This window comes from Synechococcus sp. SynAce01 (genome assembly GCF_001885215.1).
GTDB lineage: Bacteria > Cyanobacteriota > Cyanobacteriia > PCC-6307 > Cyanobiaceae > Regnicoccus > Regnicoccus frigidus.
Genome location: NZ_CP018091.1, coordinates 1,696,619 through 1,710,621, shown reverse-complemented (window position 1 = coordinate 1,710,621; position 14,003 = coordinate 1,696,619). Strand labels below are relative to the sequence as shown.

The following is a 14,003-nucleotide window of genomic DNA, read 5'->3' as shown; positions in this document are numbered from 1 at the left end:
GGACACCGACTGATGGGACACAAGATCCATCCAACCGGCCTGCGACTGGGGATTACCCAGGAGCACCGCTCCCGCTGGTACGCCCCAAGCAAGACCTATCCCCTCCTGCTCCAGGAGGATCATCGGATTCGCAAATTCATCCACAAGAAGTATGCGAGTGCCGGCATCAGCGATGTGCTGATCGCCCGCAAGGCCGACCAACTTGAGGTGGAACTCAAAACCGCACGCCCCGGCGTGCTGGTCGGTCGCCAAGGCAGCGGCATCGAAGATTTGCGGACGGGCATCCAAACCACCCTCGGCGATCGCAACCGTCAGGTGCGCATCAACGTGGTGGAAATCGAAAGGGTCGACGCCGACGCCTTTTTGTTGGCCGAGTACATCGCCCAACAACTGGAAAAGCGTGTGGCTTTTCGGCGGGTGATGCGCATGACCGTCCAACGGGCCCAGCGTGCCGGTGTTCTCGGCCTGAAGATCCAGGTGAGCGGGCGCCTCAACGGTGCCGAGATCGCCCGGACCGAATGGACCCGGGAAGGTCGGGTGCCCTTGCACACCTTGCGCGCCGACATTGATTACGCCACCAAGGTGGCCACCACCACCTACGGGGTGCTTGGGATCAAGGTCTGGGTGTTCAAAGGGGAGGTGCTTCCCGGGCAGAAGGAGCAACTGCCCGCCGCTGGAGCACCACGTCGCCGCGCCAACCGGCGTCCCCAAGAATTTGAAGACCGCTCCAACAAAGAGTGATCAGGAGCCCTGAACCATGCTGAGTCCACGACGCGTCAAATTCCGCAAACAGCAGCGAGGCCGCATGTGCGGTGTCGCCACCCGAGGCAACACCATTGCCTTTGGTCAGTTTGCACTGCAGGCCCAGGAATGTGGCTGGATCACATCCCGCCAGATCGAAGCCAGCCGCCGGGCCATGACCCGCTACGTCAAGCGGGGGGGCAAGATCTGGATCCGGATCTTCCCCGACAAACCGGTCACCATGCGCCCTGCCGAAACACGGATGGGCTCCGGTAAGGGCAACCCGGAGTTCTGGGTGGCCGTGATCAAACCCGGTCGCATCCTCTTTGAGATGGGTGGACCTGAGATCACCGAAGCCATCGCCAAGCAAGCGATGCGTCTGGCCCAGTACAAGCTGCCGGTCAAAACCAAGTTCATCGGCCAAGCCGAAATGGCAACGGAGCTGGGTGATCTTCCCGGTCCCGAGCCCATTCTCGACGCCGTTCCCGCTGGAGAGTCCTAACCATGGCCCGTCCTGACATCGCCGAAGTGCGTCTCCTCAATGACGCCGATCTGATCGATCAGATCAACGGTTGCCGCCGTGAATTGTTCGATCTGCGCTTCCAGCGGGCCACCCGCCGTCTGGAGCACCCGCACCGCTTCAAGCAGAGCCGCATCAAGCTGGCCCAGCTGCTGACGGTGCAGAAGGAGCGGCAGCGCTCCGCTCTCACCGCCTCCTGATCCCCCCGATACCCACCATGGCACTCAAGGAAAGGGTCGGCACCGTCGTCAGCGACAAGATGGATAAAACGGTGGTGGTAGCGGTCGAAAACCGCTTTCCCCATCCCATCTATCAAAAGACCGTCAGCCGCACCATCCGCTACAAAGCCCACGACGAAGACAACCGTTGCCAAGTCGGCGACCGAGTCCGTATCACCGAGACCCGTCCGCTCAGCCGCACCAAGCGTTGGGCTGTCGCCGAGGTGCTCAACCCCACCGGCGCCAACTGAGGTCACCCCATGATTCAGCAGGAAACTTACCTCAATGTCGCTGATAACAGCGGCGCCAAACGCATCCAGTGCATCCGCGTTCTGGGCACCAACCGCCGCTACGCCCACGTCGGTGATGTGATCGTTGCCGCCGTCAAGGACGCCATGCCCAACATGGGAGTCAAGAAGTCGGATGTGGTGAAGGCGGTGGTCGTACGGACGCGCGCCACCATGCGCCGCGACACCGGCAATTCGATCCGCTTTGATGACAACGCGGCGGTGATCCTCGGCGCGGACAACAACCCGAAAGGCACACGGGTGTTCGGTCCGGTCGCTCGCGAACTGCGGGAAAAGAACTTCACCAAGATTGTGTCGCTCGCCCCGGAGGTGATCTGAAATGGCCACTGCCATCGCTAAGAAAAAGCCAACGGAACGCATCAAGATGCGGATCCGTAAAGGCGACACCGTCAAGGTGATTGCCGGTAAGGACAAGGGCAAAACCGGCGAGGTTCTGCGCACCCTTCCCGACCTGAACCGGGCTGTTGTGCAAGGGGTCAACCTGCGCACACGCCACATCAAACCCGTCCAGGAAGGGGAGAGCGGACGCATCTCCACCGAGGAAGCCTCCGTGCATGCCTCCAACTTGATGGTCTTCTCCACCAGCAAGTCCGTGGCCAGCCGGGTCGGCATCGAGATCCAGGCCGACGGCAGCAAAAAACGCCGGCTCAAGAAAACCGGTGAGTTGATCGACTGATCAGCCTTCCTTCTGACCACCGACGCCACAGCGTCCTTTCCTTTCCCCCCTCTCCTCGCTTTCTGACCACGTCCAGAAGCGCAAACCCCAGCCCGCCATGTCACTCAAACAGCGCTACCGGGAGACGATCCAGCCCAAGCTGCTCAAGGATCTGAACCTCTCCAACGTCCACGAAGTTCCCAAGGTGGTCAAAGTCACCCTGAACAGGGGACTTGGCGAAGCCGCCCAGAACGCCAAGGCCCTGGAGGCTTCGATCGCGGAGCTGGCCACCATCACCGGTCAGAAAGTGGTGGTGACCCGGGCCAAGAAGGCCATTGCGGCCTTCAAGATCCGCGAGGGCATGCCGATCGGCGTGGCCGTCACCCTTCGTGGTCAGCGGATGTACGCCTTCCTGGAGCGCCTGATCAACCTGGCCCTTCCGAGGATCCGGGATTTCCGTGGCGTCAGCCCCAAAAGCTTCGACGGGCGGGGCAATTACACCCTCGGGGTGCGGGAACAGATCATCTTTCCCGAAATCTCCTACGACAAGATCGACGCCATCCGCGGTATGGACATCACCATCGTGACCAGTGCCCGTAACGACGAAGAGGGCCGGGCCCTCCTCCGCGAGATGGGAATGCCGTTCCGCAGCAACTGAGCCCTCTTCGGACCCACCATGGCCAACCACGACCCGATTTCAGACATGCTCACCCGCATTCGCAATGCGAGTGAGAAGAAGCACCAGTCCACCAAAGTTCCGGCTTCGCGCCTCTCCCACAGCATCGCCAAGGTGCTGCAGAAAGAGGGCTTCATCGCTGAGATCAGCGAAGAAGGCGAAGGCGTTCTCAGGCATCTCGTCCTCGAACTCAAGTACAGCGGCAAGCATCGCCAGCCGACGATCCGCTCCGTGCGGCGCGTCAGCAAGCCCGGTCTGCGCATCTACAAGAACACCCGTCAGCTGCCCAAGGTGCTGGGTGGCCTGGGTGTGGCGATCATCTCCACCTCCCGGGGTGTGATGAGCGACCGTGACGCCCGTAAGCAGGGCGTGGGCGGTGAAGTGCTCTGCTACATCTACTGATACGAAGGTCATCCATGTCACGCATAGGTAAAGCGCCGATCCCCATCCCCGACAAGGTGACCGTCACCTTGAGCGGATTGGCCGTGTCGGTCAAAGGTCCCAAGGGTGAGCTCAGCCGCGTCCTCCCCGATGGCGTTGTTGTCAGCCAGGACAATGGCTTTGTCCGCGTTGAGGCCGCCAACGGCAGCCGTCGCTCCCGCGAACGCCATGGGCTTTGCCGCACCCTGGTGGCCAACATGGTCGAAGGGGTGAGCAAAGGTTTTTCCCGCAAGCTCGAGATCATCGGCGTCGGCTACCGGGCCGCAGTCCAAGGCCGCAAGCTGATGGTCAGCGCCGGTTACAGCCACCCGCTTGAGATGGTTCCTCCCGAGGGGATCACCTTCTCCGTTGAGAACAACACCCAGGTGATGGTCTCCGGTTCCAACAAGGAGCTGGTAGGCAATGAAGCCGCCAAGATCCGCGCCATTCGTCCTCCTGAGCCCTACAAGGGCAAGGGCATCAAGTTCGAGGGCGAGCGCATCCTGCGCAAGGCCGGCAAATCTGGCAAGAAATGAGGACGGCCTAAGCCTCCCTACCCCTATCCGTCATGTCCTCCCTTCCACGCAAACAGCAGACCCAGAAGCGTCACCGTCGCCTGCGTCGCCACCTCAACGGCACGGCGGCACGGCCGCGGCTTGCTGTGTTCCGCTCGAACAACCACATCTACGCCCAGGTCATCGACGACGAGGCCCAGAACACCCTCTGTGCCGCCTCGACCCTCGACAAAGACCTGCGCGCCAGCCTCGAAGTGAGCGCCTGTTGCGATGCTTCCATTGCCGTGGGGCAGCTGGTGGCCCAGCGGGCCCTGGCCAAGGGCATCCAGCAGGTCGTCTTCGACCGCGGTGGCAAGCTGTACCACGGCCGGGTCAAGGCCCTTGCCGATGCCGCCCGAGAAGCGGGCCTCCTGTTCTGAACCGGATCCAACCATGAGCGAAATCAACCAACAGGTCCAGTCCAGCGAGATTCCAGGAGCCGCCGCTGTCCCAGCAGCGGCCGAAGGCCAGCAGGAGCGCCGCGGTGGCGGCGGCGGCAGGGGTGGCGATGCCAGGTCGGGTGACCGACGCGGTGGTGGACGTCGGGGCGACAACCGGCGTGGTCAGGAGCGCGACTCCGAATGGCAGGAGCGGGTGGTCCAGATCCGCCGCGTCTCCAAAACCGTCAAAGGCGGTAAGAAGATGAGCTTCCGGGCGATCGTCGTCGTCGGCAACGAGCGCGGCCAGGTCGGTGTCGGTGTCGGCAAGGCCGGTGATGTGATCGGTGCCGTCCGCAAGGGCGTGGCCGATGGCAAAAAGCATCTGGTCAAGGTGCCCCTGACCCGCACCAGTTCGATCCCCACCGACAGCCGCGGCGAAGACGGTGCCGCCAGCGTGATGATGCGGCCGGCCGCACCGGGCACCGGCGTGATCGCGGGTGGTTCGATTCGCACGGTCCTTGAGCTCGCCGGCATCAAGAACGTCCTGGCCAAGCGCCTGGGCAGCAAAACACCCCTCAACAACGCCCGCGCCGCCATCCACGCCCTGCAGGTGTTGCGCACCCACAAGGAGACCGCCAAAGAGCGGGGCATCTCCCTCGAGCAGATCTACTCCTGAGCCCCCTGATGACACTTTCACTCCAAACCCTCAAACCCCAGGTCGGCTCCCGCCGCCGCAAGCTGCGCAAGGGGCGCGGCATCGCCGCCGGTCAGGGCGCCAGCTGCGGTTTCGGCATGCGCGGGCAGAAATCCCGCTCCGGCCGTCCGACCCGGCCCGGCTTTGAGGGTGGCCAGATGCCCCTCTATCGCCGTCTGCCCAAGCTCAAGCACTTCACCCTGGTGAATCCGAAAGCCTTCACCGTGCTGAATGTCGGCAAACTCGCCGGCCTGGCTGCTGGCAGCACGGTCAACCTCGATTCGCTGGAGGCCGCTGGGCTGGTGACCAGCCCGAAGCATCCCCTCAAGTTGCTCGGGGATGGTGATCTGGGCGTCAGCCTCACTGTCCAGGCCGCTGGTTTCACCAGCAGTGCCCGTGAGAAGATCGAAGCGGCTGGTGGCAGTTGTGAACTGATTGCCTGATCAACCCTGATCGACAAGGAGGCCGCAACCGCCGCCATCCCCTTGAACCGCTTGAATGAACTGCTGGAACCGGAGTCGGTCTCCGCAACCTGAGCCGTCTGCCACCGATCACCGGCTGCGCAGGCGGCTTTGACTATCTCGCCCCCGTTCTTCGCTCGCTCACACCATGCTCGTCAGCCGGGGGCGTAACCCCAGTGCCGGTGAAATCCTCACCCAACTGGTCCAATCGAAGGGGCTGCGCGACCGCGTCTTGACCACCCTCGGCCTGCTGCTTCTGGTGCGGCTGGGGATCTACATCCCTGTGCCAGGCATCGATCGGGTGGCCTTTCAGGAATTCATCCAGCAGGGCGGCCAGCTGATCGGCTTCCTTGACATCTTCACCGGCGGCGGCATCTCCACCCTCGGCGTGTTCGCGCTGGGGATTCTGCCGTTCATCAACGCTTCGATCATCCTGCAGCTGCTCACAGCGGCCATTCCCCAGCTCGAAGATCTCCAGAAGAACGAAGGGGAGGCCGGACGGCGCAAGATCGCCCAGATCACCCGCTATGTGGCCCTGGGTTGGGGCGTGCTGCAAAGCACCGTCTTTGCCCTGATCCTGCGGCAGTACGCCCTGCCGGGTGTACCCGAGCCTGTCTTCGTGATTCAGACCGCCCTGGCCTTAGTCACCGGTTCGATGGTGGTGATGTGGATCAGTGAGGTGATCACCGAGCGCGGCATCGGCCAGGGTGCCTCCCTGGTGATCTTCGTGAACATCGTGGCCACCCTGCCCAGGGCGCTCGGCTCCACCGTCGAGCTCGCCCAGAGCGGTGACCGGGCCACCGTGGGCGGAATCATCATCCTGGTGGTGATTTTTCTCGTCACGATCGTCGGCATCATCTTCGTCCAGGAGGGCAGCCGCCGCATCCCGATCGTGAGTGCCAAGCGCCAGGTGGGCCAGGTCAGCCTGCTCGCGGCACGCCAGAGCTATCTGCCGTTGAAACTCAACGCCGGCGGGGTGATGCCGATCATTTTCGCTTCAGCGGTGGTGTTCCTGCCACTCACGGTCGCCAACCTGACGCAATCGCCCTGGTTGATCCGTCTGGCCGGCTATCTCAACCCGAACAGCAGCACGCCTTGGCTCTATGCGCTGGTGTTTTTCGGCTTGATCATCGGCTTCTCACTCTTTTACGCCTCGCTCACTGTCAACCCTGTCGACATCGCTACCAATTTGAAGCGCACCGGTGTGGCGATCCCGGGGGTCCGGCCCGGCTCCGCCACGGCCACCTACCTGAGCGGTGTTCAGAACCGTCTCACCCTGCTCGGCGGTTTCTTCCTTGGTGCCGTGGCCATCATTCCCTCAGCCGTCGAGGGTGCCACCCAGGTGCGCACCTTTCAAGGCTTGGGGGCCACATCCCTGCTGATCCTGGTGGGCGTCGCCATCGACACGGCCAAGCAGGTGCAAACCTATGTGATCTCTCAACGTTACGAAGGGATGGTGCGTCAATGACCAACCGTATTTTGTTCCTTGGTCCGCCTGGGGCCGGCAAGGGCACCCAGGCCGAGAGGCTGGCAGCCGATCGCGAGCTGCTTCACCTCTCCACCGGCGAGTTGCTGCGGGCCGAAGTCAAGGCCGGCAGCACGCTTGGCCAGGAAGCCGAGGCGGTGATGGCCCGGGGCGAGCTGGTCAGCGATGCCCTGGTGCTGGCGATCGTTCGCCACCGACTGGAGGCCCACACCGGAGGGTGGCTGCTGGATGGCTTTCCCCGCAACGTCGCCCAGGCCGAAGCCCTCACTCTGTTGCTCGAAGAACTCCAGCAACCGATCGAATCGGTTCTGCTGCTCGAGCTCGATGATGACGAGCTGATCAAACGACTGCTCAACCGCGGCCGCGACGACGACAACGAGGCGGTGATCCGCAATCGCCTCGTTGTCTACCAGGAGCAAACGGAGCCCCTGATCGCCTACTACCGCTCACGCAACCTGCTGGTGCCGGTCGATGCCACCGGTTCGATCGACGCCATCGCCCAGCGGGTGGCTGCTGTTGTCGGTAAGCCCCTGTGATAGCTTAGCTGTTTGAAAAATTGGAGAGCCGACGCCCATGAAGGTGCGTGCCTCAGTCAAGAAAATGTGTGACAAGTGCCGGGTGATTCGTCGCCACGGCCGGGTGATGGTGATCTGCTCCAATCCCAAGCACAAGCAACGCCAGGGCTGAGCCGAACGGCTCTTCTCCTAACTTTGCCGTCCCCGCTTCGGGGGCGCAACCGCCCAGACCCCAAGGGGCCGGGCGACCCAACCTTCCCAACTGATTGTTTTCATTCGTGGCTCGGATTGCCGGTGTTGATATCCCTCGTGACAAGAGGGTCGAGATTTCACTCACTTACGTGTACGGCGTGGGGTTGACCAGGTCCCACAAGATCCTGGCCAAGGCTGGTGTCAGCCCCGACATCCGCGTCAAGGATCTCGAAGACGGCGACATTCAGAAGCTGCGTGCCGCCGCCGAATCCTTCACCCTCGAGGGCGATCTGCGCCGGCAGGAGGGCATGGCCCTCAAGCGTCTGCAAGACATCGGCTGTGTGCGCGGTCGTCGCCATCGCATGGGCTTGCCTGTTCGCGGCCAGCGCACCCGCACCAACGCCCGCACCCGCCGGGGTGCTCGCAAAACCGTGGCCGGCAAGAAGAAATAAGCCGTCCCCCTGATGCCAGCTGCGGCGCTCAGGTTCTCCATTCCCCTACCCCAGGCCACGATCCATGGCAAAGCCAGCCAAGAAAACCGGCGCCAAAAAAACCAAGCGCAACGTCCCCAATGGCGTTGCTCACATCCAGAGCACCTTCAACAACACCATCGTGTCGATCACCGACTCGGCAGGTGAAGTGATCTCCTGGTCGTCGGCTGGTGCCAGCGGTTTCAAGGGCGCTCGCAAAGGCACCCCTTTCGCTGCGCAGACGGCCGCAGAAGCCGCTGGACGCCGCGCCCTCGATCAGGGCATGCGCCAGATCGAAGTGCTGGTCAGGGGCCCAGGCTCAGGCCGGGAAACCGCGATCCGTGCCCTGCAGGTGGCCGGTCTGGAGATCACCCTGATCCGCGATGTCACCCCCCTGCCGCACAACGGCTGCCGCCGTTCCAAGCGGCGCCGGGTCTGAGTCGTCGTTTCCATTAAGCCCTCGGCTTCACCAAGCCCTCGGGCGTTCCATTCCCCCCTCCTTCCGGCCGTGCATCAGTATCAGATCGATCGCGTCGAGCATGAGATTGCCGACGACCGCTCCCAGACCGGGGTGTTCGTGATCGGGCCCCTCGACCGTGGTCAAGCCGTCACCCTGGGTAACGCCTTGCGGCGTGTCCTGATGGGTGGCATGGAAGGTAGTGCCATCACCGCCGTGCGCATCGCCGGTGTGAACCACGAATACGCCACCATCCCTGGGGTGCGTGAAGACGTCCTCGACATCCTGCTGAACTGCAAGGAAGTGGTTGTCAGCAGCCGCACCCGCGAAGTGGAGATCGGCCGGCTGGTGGTTACCGGCCCCGCCACGGTCACTGCCGCCGATCTCCAATTCTCCTCGCAGGTACAGGTCATCGACCTGGATCGCCCGATCGCCACAGTGGCCGATGGCCACAGCCTGGAGCTGGAGGTTCACGTCGAGCGAGGTGTGGGCTATCGCCCGGTGGATCGTCATCAGGAAGACACCAGTTCGATCGATCTGCTCCAGATCGATGCCGTGTTCATGCCGGTGCGGCGGGTCAACTACACGATCGATGAAACGGCCGTGGGCGAAGGCGGCTCGGCCCGTGAGCGCCTTCGCCTCGACATCCACACCAGCGGCGCCATCACCCCAGACGACGCCATGGCCCAGGCAGCCAATCAACTGATCGCCCTGTTCCAGCCCCTGGCCAGCCTCACCATGGTTGAGGAGCCTGGCCTGGAGCCAGAACCCTCCGCCGAAAGCCAGATCCCCCTGGAGGAGCTGAACCTTTCGGTTCGCGCCTACAACTGCCTCAAGCGCGCCCAGGTCAATTCGGTCTCCGATCTGATGGGCTTCAGCTATGAGGATCTCCTCGAGATCAAGAACTTCGGCTCCAAGTCGGCCGACGAAGTGATCGAAGCCCTCGAGCGCATCGGCATTTCCCTGCCCCAGAGCCGCACCACAGCCTGAACGGCCCGGCCCCTCGGCCAGCCTCCCCTTTCTTTCACCGCCCCGGAACCATGCGACACCAGTGCCGAGTCCCCCTGCTGGGACTTCCCGCCGACCAACGCAAAGCCCTGCTCCGTGGCCTGACCACCCAGCTGATCCGGGAGGGTCGCGTGACCACCACCAAAGCGCGCGCCAAGGCGCTGCGCAATGAGGCCGAGCGCATGATCACCCTGGCCAAGGAAGGCAGCCTGGCCGCCCGCCGCCGGGCCATGGGCTACATCTTCGACAAGCAGCTGGTCCACTCCCTGTTTGACAAGGCGCAGGAGCGTTACGGAGAGCGCCAGGGTGGCTACACCCGGATCATTCGCACGGTGCCCCGTCGCGGCGACAATGCCGAGATGGCCATCATCGAGCTGGTCTGAGCGCCCTGCGCAGGATTGCCCTCTGCCTCCAATACGAGGGTTCAGCATTCTGCGGTTGGCAGCGCCAAACCGCCCAGTCCAGTGTCCAGGCCACCCTTGAGCTGGCCCTAGCCCGGCTCGATCCCTTGCGGCCCATGGCCTGCGTGGCCGCCGGTCGCACCGATAGCGGCGTGCATGCGGCCGGCCAGGTGGTTCATTTCGACGCCAGCGGCCCGATCCCCGCCCCGCGCTGGCCGAAGGCACTCAATGGTCCGCTGCCGCCCACGGTTCGGGTCCGCGCCGCCGCCGAGGTGCCCTCCAGTTGGCATGCTTGTTACTCGGCCACCTACCGGCGCTACCGCTACACCCTCTATAACGGCCGCACGCCCAATCTTTTCCTGGCGCCCTACAGCTGGCACCGCTACCGCTTCCGCCTCAACGAGCGGGCGATGGCCGAAGCGCTGGAGGGTCTGCTGGGCCACCACGACTTCTCCACGTTTCGCAAAGCCGGCAGCCGGCGGCTGCATTCCCGCACCACGGTCCAGGAGGTGGCTCTGGAGCGGCGCGGTGATCTGATCGTCTGCGAGATCCAGGCCAGCGGCTTCCTCTACGGCATGGTGCGCCTGCTCATGGGCCAACTCGTCCTGGTCGGCGAAGGCCGGCTGTCGCTAGCCCAGTTCGAGCGGCGCTGGCGCCAGCAGGCTCGGGAGGAGGTCAAGGAAGCGGCCCCGCCCCAGGGCCTCTGCCTGCTGCGCGTGGGGTACCCCGAGGAGCTGTTTGCGCCAGCTCTCTGGTTCGATGGCCAGCCGCACTTCGTCCTCCAGGGCAACGATCCACCACCGCTTCCTCCAGGGTTTGGCAATGGGGGGCAGGCCAAGGTTTAAGCTCAAGAGCTGTGAATGCGCAGACCAGAGCCCGTTCTGCGGATTCCCTGCCGTTCCTTCCCTGTCCAGCCCCTCCGCCGAGATGGGGCGTTATGTGATCCGGCCTGCCGGTGCGATGAACAAGACCTCCGTTCCCTCCCTGGATTCCCTCGAACGCCAGTGGTTCCTGGTAGACGCCGAGAATCAGACCCTTGGCCGCCTGGCCACTGAAGTGGCCAGCGTGCTGCGGGGCAAGAACAAACCCGCCTTCACGCCCCACCTCGACACTGGTGATTTCGTGATCATTGTCAACGCCGACAAGATCCGCATCAGTGGCAACAAGGCCGATCAGAAGATCTACCGCCGCCACTCCGGCAGGCCAGGCGGCATGAAGACGGAAACCTTTGCCGCCCTTCAGGCCCGGCTGCCCGAGCGGATCGTCGAGAAGGCGATCAAGGGCATGCTGCCCCACAACGCCCTGGGCCGGCAGTTGTTCCGCAAACTCAAGGTCTACAAGGGAACTGACCATCCCCACACGGCCCAACAGCCCCAGATCATGACCCTCGATCCTTCCGCCTCCGCCCAATGAGCACCCCTTCCAACCGCGTCGTGTACTGGGGCACCGGCCGCCGCAAAACTGCTGTGGCACGGGTGCGGGTGGTTCCCGGCACCGGTTCGATCACCATCAACGGCCGCCCCGGTGACAACTACCTCAACTACAACCCCAGTTACCTGGCAGCGGTGAAGGCCCCCCTCGACACCCTCGGCCTTGCCAGCGCCTACGACCTGCTGGTGAACGTCAAGGGCGGCGGCCTCACCGGCCAAGCCGATGCGATCAAGCAAGGTGCGGCCCGTGCGCTCTGCGATCTCTCGCCTGACAACCGCAAGCCGCTCAAGACCGAAGGCCACCTCAGCCGGGATCCCCGCGCCAAAGAGCGCCGCAAGTACGGCCTGAAGAAAGCCCGTAAAGCTCCCCAGTTCTCCAAGCGCTGATTCTCCTCCCATGCCCAAGGCCAACATTCATCCCACCTGGTATCCCGACGCCAAGGTGATCTGCAACGGAGAAGTGGTGATGACCACAGGCTCCACCCAGAGCGAGCTCCATGTCGACGTCTGGAGTGGCAACCACCCCTTCTATACCGGCACCCAGAAGATCCTCGACACCGAAGGGCGCGTTGATCGTTTCATGCGCAAGTACGGCATGGGCAGCATCGACAGTGCCGCCAGCCAGGCTGAGCAGACCGCTGCCGCCACCGACGACGTCGCGTCCTGATCAGGGTCCCCATGCCCTGCGGCCAAGGGGTCTGCCCCCAGCCGTTGCCGGAAGCCTCTGGGCTTCCGGCTTTTTGTTGTCCGCTGAGCTGGGCCCATGGATGTCTCGTTTTTGAGCGAGCGGCTGGAGGTGGCCTGCCGCACCTTCGCCACCCTGGAGCGACAACTGGCCGATCCGGCCGTGGCTTCCAATCCCACCCAGCTGGAATCACTCGCCCGGGAGCGCTCGCGCCTCGAACCCCTGGTGCTGGGCCATGGCCAACTTCAGCAGTTCCAGAGGCAGCTCGGCGAGACGCGGCAACTGCTAAGGGAGAACCGCGGCGACCCTGAGATGGAAGCGCTGGCAGAGGATGAGCTGCAGGAGCTCAATGCCCAGATCGAGGTTCTGCGCGATCGCCTCATTCTCGCCCTGCTGCCCCGCGACCCGCGCGATCGGCGCAGCGTGATGCTGGAGATCAGAGCAGGAGCCGGCGGTGATGAAGCTTCGCTGTGGGCCGGTGATCTGGCCCGGATGTACGAGCGCCATGCCCAGACCCTGGGCTGGAGCGTGAAACCTTTGAGTGCCTCAGAAGCCGATCTTGGTGGCTATAAGGAACTGATCCTCTCGATCCGTGGCGAAGGGGTCTACAGCCAGCTCAAGTACGAGGCCGGCGTTCATCGGGTGCAGCGGGTCCCGGCCACCGAATCACAGGGACGGGTGCACACCTCCACCGCCACCGTGGCGGTGATGCCGGAAGCCGATCCGGTTGAAGTTCGGCTCGACCCCGGCGACCTGGAGATCAGCACCGCCCGCTCCGGTGGCGCCGGTGGCCAGAACGTCAACAAGGTTGAAACGGCGGTCGACCTGCTGCACAAGCCCACGGGCATCCGGGTGTTCTGCACCCAGGAGCGCTCCCAGCTTCAGAACAAGGAACGGGCGTTGGAGATCCTGCGGGCCAAGCTGCTGGAGCGGGAGCTGGCCGAAGCGGCAGCAGCGGAGAGTTCCGCCCGGCGGGCCCAGGTGGGGCGGGGTGATCGCAGCGAGAAGATTCGCACTTACAACGTCAAAGACAACCGCATCACCGACCACCGTCTGCACCGCAATTTCAGCCTGGAGCCGGTCCTGGCGGGGCAACTCGATGAGCTGATCGGCGCCTGCATCGCCGACGACCAGCGCCAGCAGATGGAGAAGCTGGCCACTGAGGCCAGTGGGAGCGGGTGATCAGAGGGCGGGCCAATTCAGGCCCCGATCACATATTTGGCCCATTCCCCTCGGCCGGAGCGGATGTGGCGGGTGGCTTCAAAATACAAGGTGCTCACCGGCCGGCGGGGCACTTTCGCCAGGGGCATCGCCGCTTCCCGTGGCGTGCGACTGCCCTTGCGCACATTGCAACGCAAACAGGCTGTGGTGACGTTCTCCCAGCTATCGATGCCGCCGCGGCTGCGGGGGATCACATGGTCGATCGAGAGCTGATCCCCCTGGTAGCCGCAGTATTGACAGGAATGGCTGTCGCGCTGAAAGACGTTGCGACGGGTGAGCGGAAGTTGCTTGAAGGGAACCCGCACGAATTGCCGCAGACGGATCACCGTGGGCAGCAGCAAATCACTGCGGATGAAGTGACTTGAATCGTGCTCCAGTCCTTCGGCTTTTCCTTTGAGAACCATCACAGTGGCGCGGCGCCAGCTGGTGATGTTGAGCGGCTCGTAGGAGGCGTTGAGAACGAGGACCTGGCTCACGGTGCTCGACCCATGAAGTGGGTGCCAGTTCCGGC

The 14,003-nt window shown here is 63.7% G+C and carries 25 protein-coding genes; 24 read left to right on the top strand and 1 reads right to left on the bottom strand.

Annotated elements, in window-relative coordinates; all coding sequences use genetic code 11:
- Nucleotides 1-12 precede the first annotated feature (12 nt).
- From rpsC to prfA, 24 genes are all read left to right on the top strand, one after another.
- Nucleotides 13-741, top strand: a complete 729-nt coding sequence (gene rpsC / locus BM449_RS08915; protein WP_071800938.1) for a 30S ribosomal protein S3 — start codon at nucleotides 13-15, stop codon at nucleotides 739-741.
- A gap of 16 nt (nucleotides 742-757) precedes the next feature.
- The gene (gene rplP, locus BM449_RS08910) at nucleotides 758-1,243 is read left to right on the top strand and encodes a 50S ribosomal protein L16 (RefSeq protein WP_071800937.1); all 486 of its coding nucleotides are present in this window, start codon (nucleotides 758-760) and stop codon (nucleotides 1,241-1,243) included.
- A gap of 2 nt (nucleotides 1,244-1,245) precedes the next feature.
- On the top strand, nucleotides 1,246-1,461 hold the full coding sequence (rpmC, locus tag BM449_RS08905) for a 50S ribosomal protein L29 (protein WP_071800936.1): 216 nt from the start codon (nucleotides 1,246-1,248) through the stop codon (nucleotides 1,459-1,461).
- 17 nt (nucleotides 1,462-1,478) lie between these two features.
- Nucleotides 1,479-1,730, top strand: coding sequence for a 30S ribosomal protein S17 (gene rpsQ / locus BM449_RS08900; RefSeq protein WP_071800935.1), 252 nt, complete (start codon nucleotides 1,479-1,481; stop codon nucleotides 1,728-1,730).
- Between the two features lie 9 nt (nucleotides 1,731-1,739).
- Nucleotides 1,740-2,105 carry a 50S ribosomal protein L14 gene (rplN, locus tag BM449_RS08895; protein ID WP_071800934.1) on the top strand — a complete coding sequence of 122 codons (366 nt, stop codon included), beginning with the start codon at nucleotides 1,740-1,742 and terminating at the stop codon, nucleotides 2,103-2,105.
- A gap of 1 nt (nucleotide 2,106) precedes the next feature.
- Nucleotides 2,107-2,463, top strand: coding sequence for a 50S ribosomal protein L24 (rplX, locus tag BM449_RS08890; protein WP_071800933.1), 357 nt, complete (start codon nucleotides 2,107-2,109; stop codon nucleotides 2,461-2,463).
- A gap of 97 nt (nucleotides 2,464-2,560) precedes the next feature.
- Nucleotides 2,561-3,100, top strand: coding sequence for a 50S ribosomal protein L5 (rplE, locus tag BM449_RS08885; protein ID WP_071800932.1), 540 nt, complete (start codon nucleotides 2,561-2,563; stop codon nucleotides 3,098-3,100).
- 18 nt (nucleotides 3,101-3,118) lie between these two features.
- Nucleotides 3,119-3,520 (top strand): 30S ribosomal protein S8, encoded by a 402-nt coding sequence (gene rpsH / locus BM449_RS08880; RefSeq protein ID WP_071800931.1) that lies wholly within the window; start codon nucleotides 3,119-3,121, stop codon nucleotides 3,518-3,520.
- Nucleotides 3,521-3,534: 14 nt separating this feature from the next.
- Nucleotides 3,535-4,074 carry a 50S ribosomal protein L6 gene (gene rplF, locus BM449_RS08875; protein ID WP_071800930.1) on the top strand — a complete coding sequence of 180 codons (540 nt, stop codon included), beginning with the start codon at nucleotides 3,535-3,537 and terminating at the stop codon, nucleotides 4,072-4,074.
- 32 nt (nucleotides 4,075-4,106) lie between these two features.
- Entirely contained in the window at nucleotides 4,107-4,472 is a 366-nt protein-coding gene (gene rplR / locus BM449_RS08870; protein ID WP_071800929.1) for a 50S ribosomal protein L18, read from the top strand.
- A 13-nt stretch (nucleotides 4,473-4,485) separates the two neighbouring features.
- A complete protein-coding gene (gene rpsE, locus BM449_RS08865; RefSeq protein WP_071800928.1) occupies nucleotides 4,486-5,148 on the top strand; it encodes a 30S ribosomal protein S5 in 663 nt (220 codons plus the stop codon).
- A gap of 8 nt (nucleotides 5,149-5,156) precedes the next feature.
- Nucleotides 5,157-5,609, top strand: a complete 453-nt coding sequence (gene rplO, locus BM449_RS08860; RefSeq protein ID WP_071800927.1) for a 50S ribosomal protein L15 — start codon at nucleotides 5,157-5,159, stop codon at nucleotides 5,607-5,609.
- A gap of 166 nt (nucleotides 5,610-5,775) precedes the next feature.
- Nucleotides 5,776-7,095, top strand: a complete 1,320-nt coding sequence (secY, locus tag BM449_RS08855) for a preprotein translocase subunit SecY (RefSeq protein ID WP_071800926.1) — start codon at nucleotides 5,776-5,778, stop codon at nucleotides 7,093-7,095.
- Nucleotides 7,092-7,649, top strand: a complete 558-nt coding sequence (locus BM449_RS08850; protein ID WP_071800925.1) for an adenylate kinase — start codon at nucleotides 7,092-7,094, stop codon at nucleotides 7,647-7,649. The genes secY and BM449_RS08850 overlap by 4 nt, the downstream gene beginning before the upstream one ends.
- Before the next feature lie 37 nt (nucleotides 7,650-7,686).
- Complete coding sequence (gene rpmJ / locus BM449_RS08845; protein WP_071800924.1) at nucleotides 7,687-7,800, top strand: 50S ribosomal protein L36; 114 nt, start codon at nucleotides 7,687-7,689, stop codon at nucleotides 7,798-7,800.
- 106 nt (nucleotides 7,801-7,906) lie between these two features.
- Nucleotides 7,907-8,272, top strand: a complete 366-nt coding sequence (gene rpsM / locus BM449_RS08840) for a 30S ribosomal protein S13 (RefSeq protein ID WP_071802141.1) — start codon at nucleotides 7,907-7,909, stop codon at nucleotides 8,270-8,272.
- Nucleotides 8,273-8,336: 64 nt separating this feature from the next.
- The gene (gene rpsK / locus BM449_RS08835; RefSeq protein WP_071800923.1) at nucleotides 8,337-8,729 is read left to right on the top strand and encodes a 30S ribosomal protein S11; all 393 of its coding nucleotides are present in this window, start codon (nucleotides 8,337-8,339) and stop codon (nucleotides 8,727-8,729) included.
- Nucleotides 8,730-8,798: 69 nt separating this feature from the next.
- Nucleotides 8,799-9,737 (top strand): DNA-directed RNA polymerase subunit alpha, encoded by a 939-nt coding sequence (locus BM449_RS08830; protein ID WP_071800922.1) that lies wholly within the window; start codon nucleotides 8,799-8,801, stop codon nucleotides 9,735-9,737.
- Between the two features lie 50 nt (nucleotides 9,738-9,787).
- The gene (rplQ, locus tag BM449_RS08825; RefSeq protein ID WP_071800921.1) at nucleotides 9,788-10,138 is read left to right on the top strand and encodes a 50S ribosomal protein L17; all 351 of its coding nucleotides are present in this window, start codon (nucleotides 9,788-9,790) and stop codon (nucleotides 10,136-10,138) included.
- Nucleotides 10,135-11,001, top strand: a complete 867-nt coding sequence (gene truA / locus BM449_RS08820) for a tRNA pseudouridine(38-40) synthase TruA (RefSeq protein WP_071800920.1) — start codon at nucleotides 10,135-10,137, stop codon at nucleotides 10,999-11,001. Before rplQ ends, truA begins: the two co-directional genes overlap by 4 nt.
- A gap of 115 nt (nucleotides 11,002-11,116) precedes the next feature.
- Nucleotides 11,117-11,569 (top strand): 50S ribosomal protein L13, encoded by a 453-nt coding sequence (rplM, locus tag BM449_RS08815; protein ID WP_071802139.1) that lies wholly within the window; start codon nucleotides 11,117-11,119, stop codon nucleotides 11,567-11,569.
- Entirely contained in the window at nucleotides 11,566-11,973 is a 408-nt protein-coding gene (rpsI, locus tag BM449_RS08810; RefSeq protein WP_071800919.1) for a 30S ribosomal protein S9, read from the top strand. Before rplM ends, rpsI begins: the two co-directional genes overlap by 4 nt.
- A gap of 10 nt (nucleotides 11,974-11,983) precedes the next feature.
- Nucleotides 11,984-12,253, top strand: a complete 270-nt coding sequence (rpmE, locus tag BM449_RS08805; protein WP_071800918.1) for a 50S ribosomal protein L31 — start codon at nucleotides 11,984-11,986, stop codon at nucleotides 12,251-12,253.
- Between the two features lie 96 nt (nucleotides 12,254-12,349).
- The gene (gene prfA, locus BM449_RS08800; protein ID WP_071800917.1) at nucleotides 12,350-13,453 is read left to right on the top strand and encodes a peptide chain release factor 1; all 1,104 of its coding nucleotides are present in this window, start codon (nucleotides 12,350-12,352) and stop codon (nucleotides 13,451-13,453) included.
- 17 nt (nucleotides 13,454-13,470) lie between these two features.
- Here prfA and BM449_RS08795 read toward each other — a convergent pair whose 3' ends face one another.
- Nucleotides 13,471-13,968 (bottom strand): HNH endonuclease, encoded by a 498-nt coding sequence (locus BM449_RS08795; protein ID WP_071800916.1) that lies wholly within the window; start codon nucleotides 13,966-13,968, stop codon nucleotides 13,471-13,473.
- Nucleotides 13,969-14,003: the final 35 nt, after the last annotated feature.

What these genes read in the sequence shown, in the direction of transcription:
- rpsC (WP_071800938.1), top strand. Translation starts at nt 13, where the DNA reads ATGGGACACAAGATCCATCCAACCGGCCTGCGACTGGGGATTACCCAG.
- rplP (WP_071800937.1), top strand. Translation starts at nt 758, where the DNA reads ATGCTGAGTCCACGACGCGTCAAATTCCGCAAACAGCAGCGAGGCCGC.
- rpmC (WP_071800936.1), top strand. Translation starts at nt 1,246, where the DNA reads ATGGCCCGTCCTGACATCGCCGAAGTGCGTCTCCTCAATGACGCCGAT.
- rpsQ (WP_071800935.1), top strand. Translation starts at nt 1,479, where the DNA reads ATGGCACTCAAGGAAAGGGTCGGCACCGTCGTCAGCGACAAGATGGAT.
- rplN (WP_071800934.1), top strand. Translation starts at nt 1,740, where the DNA reads ATGATTCAGCAGGAAACTTACCTCAATGTCGCTGATAACAGCGGCGCC.
- rplX (WP_071800933.1), top strand. Translation starts at nt 2,107, where the DNA reads ATGGCCACTGCCATCGCTAAGAAAAAGCCAACGGAACGCATCAAGATG.
- rplE (WP_071800932.1), top strand. Translation starts at nt 2,561, where the DNA reads ATGTCACTCAAACAGCGCTACCGGGAGACGATCCAGCCCAAGCTGCTC.
- rpsH (WP_071800931.1), top strand. Translation starts at nt 3,119, where the DNA reads ATGGCCAACCACGACCCGATTTCAGACATGCTCACCCGCATTCGCAAT.
- rplF (WP_071800930.1), top strand. Translation starts at nt 3,535, where the DNA reads ATGTCACGCATAGGTAAAGCGCCGATCCCCATCCCCGACAAGGTGACC.
- rplR (WP_071800929.1), top strand. Translation starts at nt 4,107, where the DNA reads ATGTCCTCCCTTCCACGCAAACAGCAGACCCAGAAGCGTCACCGTCGC.
- rpsE (WP_071800928.1), top strand. Translation starts at nt 4,486, where the DNA reads ATGAGCGAAATCAACCAACAGGTCCAGTCCAGCGAGATTCCAGGAGCC.
- rplO (WP_071800927.1), top strand. Translation starts at nt 5,157, where the DNA reads ATGACACTTTCACTCCAAACCCTCAAACCCCAGGTCGGCTCCCGCCGC.
- secY (WP_071800926.1), top strand. Translation starts at nt 5,776, where the DNA reads ATGCTCGTCAGCCGGGGGCGTAACCCCAGTGCCGGTGAAATCCTCACC.
- BM449_RS08850 (WP_071800925.1), top strand. Translation starts at nt 7,092, where the DNA reads ATGACCAACCGTATTTTGTTCCTTGGTCCGCCTGGGGCCGGCAAGGGC.
- rpmJ (WP_071800924.1), top strand. Translation starts at nt 7,687, where the DNA reads ATGAAGGTGCGTGCCTCAGTCAAGAAAATGTGTGACAAGTGCCGGGTG.
- rpsK (WP_071800923.1), top strand. Translation starts at nt 8,337, where the DNA reads ATGGCAAAGCCAGCCAAGAAAACCGGCGCCAAAAAAACCAAGCGCAAC.
- rplQ (WP_071800921.1), top strand. Translation starts at nt 9,788, where the DNA reads ATGCGACACCAGTGCCGAGTCCCCCTGCTGGGACTTCCCGCCGACCAA.
- rplM (WP_071802139.1), top strand. Translation starts at nt 11,117, where the DNA reads ATGAACAAGACCTCCGTTCCCTCCCTGGATTCCCTCGAACGCCAGTGG.
- rpsI (WP_071800919.1), top strand. Translation starts at nt 11,566, where the DNA reads ATGAGCACCCCTTCCAACCGCGTCGTGTACTGGGGCACCGGCCGCCGC.
- rpmE (WP_071800918.1), top strand. Translation starts at nt 11,984, where the DNA reads ATGCCCAAGGCCAACATTCATCCCACCTGGTATCCCGACGCCAAGGTG.
- prfA (WP_071800917.1), top strand. Translation starts at nt 12,350, where the DNA reads ATGGATGTCTCGTTTTTGAGCGAGCGGCTGGAGGTGGCCTGCCGCACC.